6 protein-coding genes are annotated in these 8,992 nt (G+C 60.2%); all 6 read right to left on the bottom strand.

The genetic code is table 11. From position 1 onward, the window contains the following. Positions 1-2,458 (bottom strand): transglutaminase-like domain-containing protein (locus M3223_RS23175; RefSeq protein ID WP_251566087.1); only part of this gene is annotated, 2,458 nt, incomplete at its 3' end. Continuing rightward, a complete protein-coding gene (locus M3223_RS23170) occupies positions 2,436-3,788 on the bottom strand; it encodes a DUF58 domain-containing protein (RefSeq protein ID WP_251566085.1) in 1,353 nt (450 codons plus the stop codon). The genes M3223_RS23175 and M3223_RS23170, both read right to left, overlap by 23 nt. Continuing rightward, complete coding sequence (locus M3223_RS23165; protein WP_251566083.1) at positions 3,785-4,867, bottom strand: AAA family ATPase; 1,083 nt, start codon at positions 4,865-4,867, stop codon at positions 3,785-3,787. The genes M3223_RS23170 and M3223_RS23165 overlap by 4 nt, the downstream gene beginning before the upstream one ends. 72 nt (positions 4,868-4,939) lie before the next feature. Beyond that, on the bottom strand, positions 4,940-5,626 hold the full coding sequence (locus M3223_RS23160; protein ID WP_251566081.1) for a hypothetical protein: 687 nt from the start codon (positions 5,624-5,626) through the stop codon (positions 4,940-4,942). 343 nt (positions 5,627-5,969) lie between these two features. Beyond that, a complete protein-coding gene (locus tag M3223_RS23155) occupies positions 5,970-7,946 on the bottom strand; it encodes a polysaccharide deacetylase family protein (RefSeq protein ID WP_251566095.1) in 1,977 nt (658 codons plus the stop codon). A gap of 41 nt (positions 7,947-7,987) precedes the next feature. Continuing rightward, a complete protein-coding gene (locus M3223_RS23150) occupies positions 7,988-8,986 on the bottom strand; it encodes a glycerophosphodiester phosphodiesterase (RefSeq protein WP_251566079.1) in 999 nt (332 codons plus the stop codon). Positions 8,987-8,992: the final 6 nt, after the last annotated feature.

The following is an 8,992-nucleotide window of genomic DNA, read 5'->3' as shown; positions in this document are numbered from 1 at the left end:
GGCGCAGCCGGCCGCGCAGCGCCGGCGACGCCAGCGCTGCCGCAGCTGCGGCCAGCGCCGCGCCCGCCGCGGCCGGGCCGGGCTGCGCAGCGGCGCCCCCCAGCCCTGCCGCCAAGCGCGCAGCTCCAGCGGCGGCTTCGCGCAGCCGTTCCGCTAGCGCGGGGCCTGCCGCCCCCGCCCCGCGCGGCGCTTCTCCGGCGGCTTCGCCTCCGCCGGAGACACCTTCCAGAGCAGGCGGCGGTACCGATGCCGCCTGCTCTGCGCCTGCGGCGTAGCCCGGCGTCGGGTCGAACGGCACCCAGCCCGCGCCGGGAAAATAAACCTCTACCCAGGCGTGCGCATCCGCTGCTCCAACCTGGTACAGCTTCGCGTCCGCCGCCGCTGCAAGTCCGGCGGTCAAAGCCTGCTGCGCCTTTTCCGGCGCCTGATTCATATCTACAGCCATCCCCGGAGCAAAACCTTTTACCCATCGCGCCGGAATGTCGACCGCCCGTAACATTACAGCCATTGCGCTGGAAAAGTGAACGCAGTAGCCCGTTTTTTGCTGAAACAGAAACTGGTCGACCAGATCCTCTCCGGCTTCGGGCACGCGGGTGTCCGTCAACGAATAGCGGTAGCCGGACTTTAAAAAATCGCGGATTGCAACCGCCTTCTCATACCGGCTTTCCCCCGCATCTGCCGCAATTTTTGCCGCAAGCTGCCGCACCCGCTCGGGAAGCGCTGACGGAAGCTGCAGGTTCGCCTTCAACTGAAGCGCCAGCTGCTCGTTTTCAACACCCTCTCCAGCGCGGGCAGATGCAAAAACAGCAGATGTCCCCCCTGAAACACCAGCTGAACCGGCAGCGTCATTTTCACGGCTCGCTCTGTCTAATTCGGCTTTTTCGCCATCGCTGGAGAACACGCCGCTTCCCTGCAAAACATCCCCGGCAGCGTTTTTTTCAACACCAGAATCTTCCGACGCCGTATTTTTCAAGCCGCGCAGAGCATCCGCCGAAAAAGCCGTGTATCGGGATTCAACCGTGTACAGCAGCGGTTTTCCCGCAGCATCCGGCCAAAAAATCGCTCCTCCGCCAAATGCCTGCATGTACTGCTCGCCGCCCCCCGGCTGTGCCTCAAGCAGCACTGAATCCACGCCCGAAACCGGCAGCGGTATTCCTTGCTCAGCATTAGCCATCCAAACGGTTTGGGAAATCACTCCGGTCTGGCCCCACATCGCGAACTGCCGCTCCTTTTTGAGCGCATCCATATCCCGTTCCGATCCGCCGACCGGTTTTGTCATTAGCTCTCTCGTATCCTCCCGCCAGCCCTGTCCGGTGTAGGCCGACTTCGTTTCCATTCTCCAGTACAGCGGCTGCGGCGAAACGGCCCAGAACATCGGCTCCCTGGATAAACGAAGCGGAGCTCCCAGCCGCGTGTCGCTGCCGCTATAACCGGTAAAAGCAGCTCCGGCCGGCAATCCCGCTCCTGCCGAATCTGGCTGCCCGGCCCAAACAGGCGCGCTGCCCGCCTCTTTTTGTCCGTAGGAATCGGAGACTCCCTCCCGGATCGTTTGCTGCACCGACGCAGCCCATTGCGCAGGAGCCTCCGGGCGCGGCTTGTCCCAAGCGGGGAACGCCGCAGCTAGCGGAATGAGCACAGCTGCCGCAACAGCGGCCGCCCACCAGCGCAGCTCTATTTTTCCGCGTACAGACTTGCGGGGTGACCGGACTGCCGACGCCTTGCCGGTTTCCGCCAGCGTCCGCTCCAGCCGGTCGTAAGACAACAGCGCCGACAACAGCAGCCCCTCTGCGGCCGCCCGGGCCAGATTCGGCACCGTATCCAGTCCAAACCATTGGTTCAACATGCATAAATAAATGGCGGTAGGCACGAGCAGGCCGATCCCCCATTGGCGCACCCAGAGGAGAGTCTGCAGCGCCGACAATAGAATCGATAGGCCCGCAAGCAGAAAAAACGCCTGCCCAAACAAAGACAGCGCGGCCGGTCCATCGGTCACGAGCAGAACGGCGTCCTCTCCGAGCTGCCCCGGCAATCCCGCCAAGCGCTCGCCGAACGTTTGCGTCCCTCCGTCCATCCATGCGGCTCCTGCCAAAATAGCGGCCAGACGCAGCGGAACGGCGATCCGGCCCGGCAGCAGAAAAGTGCCCGTAAGCAAAATTGCCGCACCGAATATCGCTAGCACGCCAATGCTGTAAACATCCGTCCATTGCGGCAGCTGGCGAAGCGGAAGCAGCCATTCTAGCAGCAGGCCGAGCAGCAGAAGGCTTGTTGCCATACGCAGGGGCCAGCCAAGCTGTCCGCCCGGCTGGTCTTTATATGTCGAAGTCAAAGGCGGAGAGGCCTGCCCGGCTGCGCCTTGGCTTTTTCCATTCGCCGCCTTCCCCGAAGCCTGATCTGCCGCCCAAATGATAACGCCGTTATCGGTTGACGCGCCTTTTTCAGCTCCATGCTTGCCAGTCATGGCCCTCCTCCTCTCCAACGCTTGCTCTTTTGCTCCAAGCCAAACGGCGCTCGGCCGCCAGCGGTATCCAGCTTAACAACACGCCGTTTTTCGACGCCCACAACTGGCGCTCCCGGCAGAAAGCCGCTAACTGAGGCGATGTCCACAGCGGAACGCGCAGCTCCAAACGGCAGCGCGCCGACCGCACAAGCTCGACCAGCCGTTCCCAGTTTTTAAGCTCCATGCCAAAAGTCGCCACGACGATTCGGCTGCCAGGACACAGATTATGCCCCTGTATCAGCTTTTCCAGCACGGCAATCGCTCCCGCGCCAGCCGCTGGACGAGCCGCCGCCAACAGCATCGCCGCCGCATGTACGGCACGGAGATTTCCCGCTGGCACTCGCGCCTCTGCTGTTTCGCCCCCGTAAAGCTGCATGGAGCAGCGTCCTTCGGCTGCCTCCCGCAGCGCCTGGGCGGCAGCTCCTGCGCATGCGTCCAGCGCGCCGTCCGCCCATTTTCGAGGCTTGGATTGCCCATCCAAAAAATGTTTTCCCTCCAAATCAAGCACTAAAACAACGGCCGGAGAGGAAGCCCGCTCATCCTGCCTCGTTTGCAGCCCGCGCCCTTTCGCTGCTTGCCGCCAATCGATGCGCCGGAGCGGATCTCCGCTTCGGTAAGGACGGGACAGCAGCCCTGCGCCTGCCCGAATATCCGGCTTTCCGCCCTCCTCTCCAACACCGCCTCGCGTATGCGGGAGAGGCTGCTCTTTTGTACCGGCTGTAAAAGCCTCAAACCTGCCTTCCGGCTGGGGCAATACTGTAAATACATCCGCAGCTCCGGCACGAAGCAGTCCGCAGACGAGTCCAAAAGGGTCCGTCACTGAAACCGTTGCCGGGGTGAAACGGTACCTTCCACGCCCTAACCCGTCCAGCCGGTATAAAACCGACCATTCTCCGCTTAACCAAGGCAGCTTCCAGCAGGTCAGCACAAGCGGCCTTTTATCCGCAGCGGATTCATTTTCAAGCTGCTCTCTCACCTGCACGATCAGGAACGGGGGCACCCGCCGCCCGGAAAAACGCAGCCGGACCAGCAGCTCCCCCGGACCGCTTCCCGCCTCAAAAACGCGCTCCAGCTTCAGGCCGCCTCCGGCGCTCCAGAGCTTGGGCAAACAAGCGAGCGCCAGCACACAGGCCGTTATGCCGGCTGCGAACCAGTCCATAGCCGCGCCCCGTGCGATGACGCCGGTTAACGCTGCGCCGAGCAGCGCAGTGAGCAACCCGAGCGCAGCCCGTCTCGTGCGCGGCAGACCAAGACCAGCCGCTGGCACGGTTTTACTTCTCGGGGACTTCATTTGCCCGCCTTTGCGCTGCCCGGAAGCGGCGTCTCCGTCTGCAGACGCTCCAGCACACGGAGCGCCGAGCCGCGATCCGGCTGGCCGTAAGCTCCTCGGGCAGAGAGCCGATGAGCCAGCACGGGCATTGCGACCGCTTTTACATCGGCGGGACGCACGTAATCCCTGCCCGCGATATAGGCGGCTGCCTGAGAAGCGCGAAGCCAATCGCGCGAGGCGCGCGGGCTTGCGCCCTGCTCCAGCTCAGGGGCGGAGCGGGTCGCTTGCACGATGCGCACCATATAAGCGAGCAGCTCCGGGCTGCAATGGACGGTCCGGCTTTCGCCCGCCATCGTTTCCCACTGGCGCGGAGACACGACAGGCCGCAGACCCTCCGGCGTCTGCTGCTCGCCGGCGCTCATCATTTCCAGCATACGAATTTCTTCGCGCGCTTCCGGATATCCGATCGACAGCCTCATCATAAAACGGTCCATCTGCGCTTCCGGCAGCGGAAACGTCCCTTCGCTATCAAGCGGATTTTGCGTTGCCAGCAGCAGCCATGGCGCAGGAAGCGGACGGGTAACGCCGTCCACCGTAACCGCGCGTTCCTCCATTGCCTCCAGCAGCGCCGACTGCGTGCGCGGCGAAGCGCGGTTGATCTCGTCCGCCAGCACCACATTGGCCATAATCGGACCTTCTCGATAGAGGAACTCTTCCATTTTGCTGCTCCAAACAGCTGAGCCTGTCACATCCGCAGGCAGCAGATCGGCTGTGAACTGGATGCGCTGAAACTTGCCTCCAAGCACGCGCGCGAGCGCCCGGGCGAGCAGCGTTTTACCTACACCCGGCACGTCCTCCAGCAAAACATGTCCGCCTGCCAGCATAGCGGTCATGGCAAAACCGATCACTTCTCCTTTTCCGAGCAGCACACTTTCCGAACGAGCGGCCATTCTTGCCAGCAGCGCCTGTCTTGGCTCCGGCCAATCCTCCTGTTGAGCGGACCATCCCGGTCCCGCTCCCTGCCACCTCTGCCCGTGCGCCTGCCCCGCTCCAAGAGGCTCCTCCCACATGTCGCGCTCCTGACCCGACTGGCTTTGCATGGTCATTTCCTCCTATCCGCTTCCAATCTATCAATCTTCTCTATTCATCAGTGTGGACAGCGGATGAGAGATTTAGACCTCCGTTAACAGTCTCTTAAAAAAGCAGATAGAATCGGAATCAGGCGAAAAGAGTTTATCCTCGCTCAATACGTGCGATGCGCCACATTTAAGACCTAAAACGGCCTTATCCTCGCTCATTACGTGCGATTCGCCTCTTTTAAGACCAAAAACGGCCTTATTCTCGCTCAATACGTGCGATGCGCCACATTTAAGACCAAAAACGGCCTTATCCTCGCTCAATACGAGCAATTCGCCACATTTGAGACCAAAAACGGCCTTATCCTCGCTCATTACATGCAATGTGCCACATTTAAGACCAAAAACGGCCTTATTCTCGCTCACCACGAGCGATTCGTCACATTTAAGACCAAAAACGGCCTTATCCTCGCTCACCACGAGCGATTCGCCCCATTTAAGACCAAAAACGGCCTTATTCTCGCTCAATACGGGCGATTCACCCCATTTAAGACCAAAAATGCCCTTATCCTCGCTCATCACGAGCGATGCGTCACATTTAAGACCAAAAACGGCCTTATTCTCGCTCATCACGTGCGATGCGCCTCTTTTAAGACCAAACACGGCCTTATCCTCGCTCATCACGAGCGATGCGCCACATTTAAGACCAAAAACGACCTTATCCTCGCTCATCACGAGCAATTCGCCCCATTTAAGACCAAAAACGGCCTTATCCTCGCTCATTACGTACGATTCGCCTCTTTTAAGACCAAAAACGGCCTTATTCTCGCTCAATACGAGCGGTTTGACTTAACTTCCAAGTAACATCATAGTAACTGCCCTCAACCTCCGGCATGGGTTAACCTTCACTTCATAGTTTGCCGGACTCGAGTGGAGCGAGTCTGAAACATACCTATCTCAATCATAAAAGTCAAAAAGCCAACCGGTAGCCGGTCGGCCAACTTACATTGACTAGATTCAAGTAAGCTCAAAACTTCGAACTTGGACACTCTCCACTCAAGAGCTCGAATCTGTTTTCTCCCTCAACCATAGCCCGAATGAGTCGGAATAAATCCGGATTAATTCATTACGGTTCCGCCCCGGCTGCAGCAAGCCATCCCTCGGCCAGCCCCGCCGAAGCATCGGCGCGAACGACCATTTGCTCCAACAGCCCCAGCACATCGCCAAGCGGAGCGTACAAGACTCCGGTCAAGCTGCGGAACGATGTGGCGGAGTTTAATTCTACTATGCCGGAGGGACCTACAATGGCCGCCGTTCCCGTCTCCGCATCCCAGTGAACGGTCCCGCCCAGCGCCTCCGCCGTTCGCCGGACCGGAACGACCAATCTGCCGTCTACAACGCCATACTCTCCATATCCGATCCGCAGCTCGCCAAAACTGGAATGTAGCAGAACATCCGCCTGAAGCGTACCGTATGATTTTGAACCGTCCGGCAGTTTGCTTCCGTTCGGCTTTTGCTGCGCAAGCACCTCTTCATTGGCAGCTGCGTTTGCTTTCCCCAAGGTAACCGCATCCTTGCCAGTGCCGCCCGCAGCCTGCTTGCCGCCAACAACCGCGTCCTTGCCAGTACTGCCCTCCGCCTGTTTGCCGCCAACAACCGCATCCTTGCCGGTGCCGCCCGCAGCCTGCTTACCGCCAGCAGCTGCAGCCGGCATCGCCTCATCCGGACCGCCGCTTGCCGCCAGCCATGCGGCACTGCTCCGCAGCTTGCGGCTCTGCTCCGCCAGCGCGGTCATATCGGCTGCCGCTGGAGCCGGGCGCTTCCATTTCAGCTTTGCCGCAACCGGAAACACAGGCGATTCCACCTCCGGAGTAATCGCCGCGAACCGGTACCCCTTCGACTTGTAAAATTCAATAATGGCAGGCAGCGCCTTGACCGTTTCTGCATGCCCCGTCCCGTCATGCATAAGCACGGTCATCTCCTTTTTGAGCGAAACCGACGTTGCACCCGCAACGATGTCCTTCGCCGGGACGCCGACCCGTTTGGAATCGCCGCTGTCCACGTTCCAATCGGCCATTTTGTATCCAGCGTCCCGCATCGCCTTGAAATACGCTGCATCAAAGTTGCTGTACGTTCCGCCCGGAGCCCGCACCAGATTGGTCGCCACCCCTGCCTTCAGCAGCGCTTTTTCCGTCAGGAGCGTCTGCTGTGCGTATCCCGCGAAGCTGGTATAAATACGGTCGTATTTATGGTCGTAAGAATGATTGCCGATGGCATGTCCTTCCTTTTGCACCTTTTTCACAAGCTCGGGGCGGTCCTCCACATGATTGCCTACCATGAAAAAGGTCGCCTTGATCCCATACTTCTTTAATATATCCAGCACTTCGGCGGTATGGGTGCTGGGGCCGTCATCAAAGGTGAGATACACCGTTTTGCCCGGGGAGGCCGGTTTCGTTTCTTTCACATTCGGTTTTCCCGTAGTACCCGGCTTCGACTCCTTCACATCCGACTTCCCGGCAACCCCAGTCTTCGACTCCTTCACATCCGGCTTCCCGGCAACCCCAGTCTTCGACTCCTTCACATCCGGCTTCCCGGCAACCCCAGTCTTCGGCTCCTTTGCATCCGGCTTTCCCGCTACCCCAGTCTTCGGCTCCTTCGCATCCGGCTTTCCCGCTACCCCCGGCTCCGGCTCTATCACATCCGCCTGTCCCGCAGCCCCCGGCTTCCCCGCAGCTTCCGTCTTCACTTCCTCATTGCCCCCTTTAACGGGTGCAGCGCCGACCTCATCAACCATTGCGGCATCAGATGTTTTTCCCGAAGCCTGCTCCGCGTCCGGCAAGGAAGAATCTGCGGCAGCCTCAACAACTGCCAGCGATGAATGGCCGGGGCTCTTTGCCGAGGCGCGCTTGAGGGCTTCCAGTACTAACGGCTCGCCGGCTTCGTCCGGGGCTGCCGAGGCTGAGGCCAACGACGCCGCAGGCGGGGCTGCCAGCTGATGCAAATTGCCGGAACCCCATTGTCCCGAACCCCCGCCGATACCGATCCATCCCATCCAAATTGCCGCTCCTGCCGCGAGCAGCCGCAGCCTGCGCATTGCCGCCATTCCAGTCACCCTTTCTATTCTCCGAATCTATTTGCTAGATTCTATGAGGTGGAACGGCGTTGTATGCTAGAAGGCTTTTTGACCCATTCGCGAAAATGATACGGATCGTCGGTGACGATTCCGTCCGCGCCTGCGGCAACCGCCTTGACGGCCTCCCTCCTCCGGTCTACCGTCCACACCATAACCGCCATGCCGCTGCTATGAATCCGGCGCACAAGCTTGGGCTCGGCCAGCTGCTTGCGGATATTCGCATAGGTGGCCAGATCGGCCATAGTATGCAGCCGCTCCGGCTCCATCTCCTCCGCCCGGGATATAATGACCCCAAGCGGAATAGAAGGCAGCAGGTCGTTGAATCGGCGCAGAGCGGGCAGGCTGAATGACTGCACAATGACAGGCGCTCTTTGCCAGCTCGCCGCCGGAGTGTTCGCCTCCAGCCGTTCTTCGCCGGTCATCCCGCAGCGAGTCAGCACTTCCGCCAGCGCATGCTCCAGCCCCGGCTGCAGCTGCGGATGTTTGAGCTCTATCAGCAGCCCGGCATGCCCCTTGTACCGGCGCAGCACTTCTTCCAGCGTTGGAATGCGTTCGTTTTTAAAATCTGCCGAAAACCACGAGCCCGCATCCAGCTTCGCCAGCTCCGCCATCGTCCGGTTTGAAGCCAACCCGCGGCCGCTGGTCGTGCGCTCCAGCCCCGTATCATGGAGCACAAACGGAATGCCGTCCCGCGATAGCTGCACATCCAGCTCGATATAGTCAGCGCCGGTTTTGACGGCCTGGTCAAAGGCGGCTAATGTATTTTCCGGCGCAGCAGCCGATGCTCCGCGATGCGCAATGACAAGCGGCCTCGCCGGACCGATCGGAACAGCCGAGCGGCGCATCACGCTGCCGTTAGGCGCCGCCTGCTCCGGCGCCAACGCCTCAACCTGAAACGCCGCCTCCGCGCGTGCGGGATATGCCAGCAGCACCGCAGCGGCAAGCGTTATAACCGCTACTTTAGTTCCTTTAAAAGCCCTAGTTTTTGCCGCATGCCGTTTGTTAACCATGCCAAG

The organism is Paenibacillus pasadenensis (genome assembly GCF_023715725.1).
GTDB lineage: Bacteria > Bacillota > Bacilli > Paenibacillales > Paenibacillaceae > Paenibacillus_O > Paenibacillus_O pasadenensis_A.
This window is presented reverse-complemented; position numbering and strand designations above follow the sequence as displayed.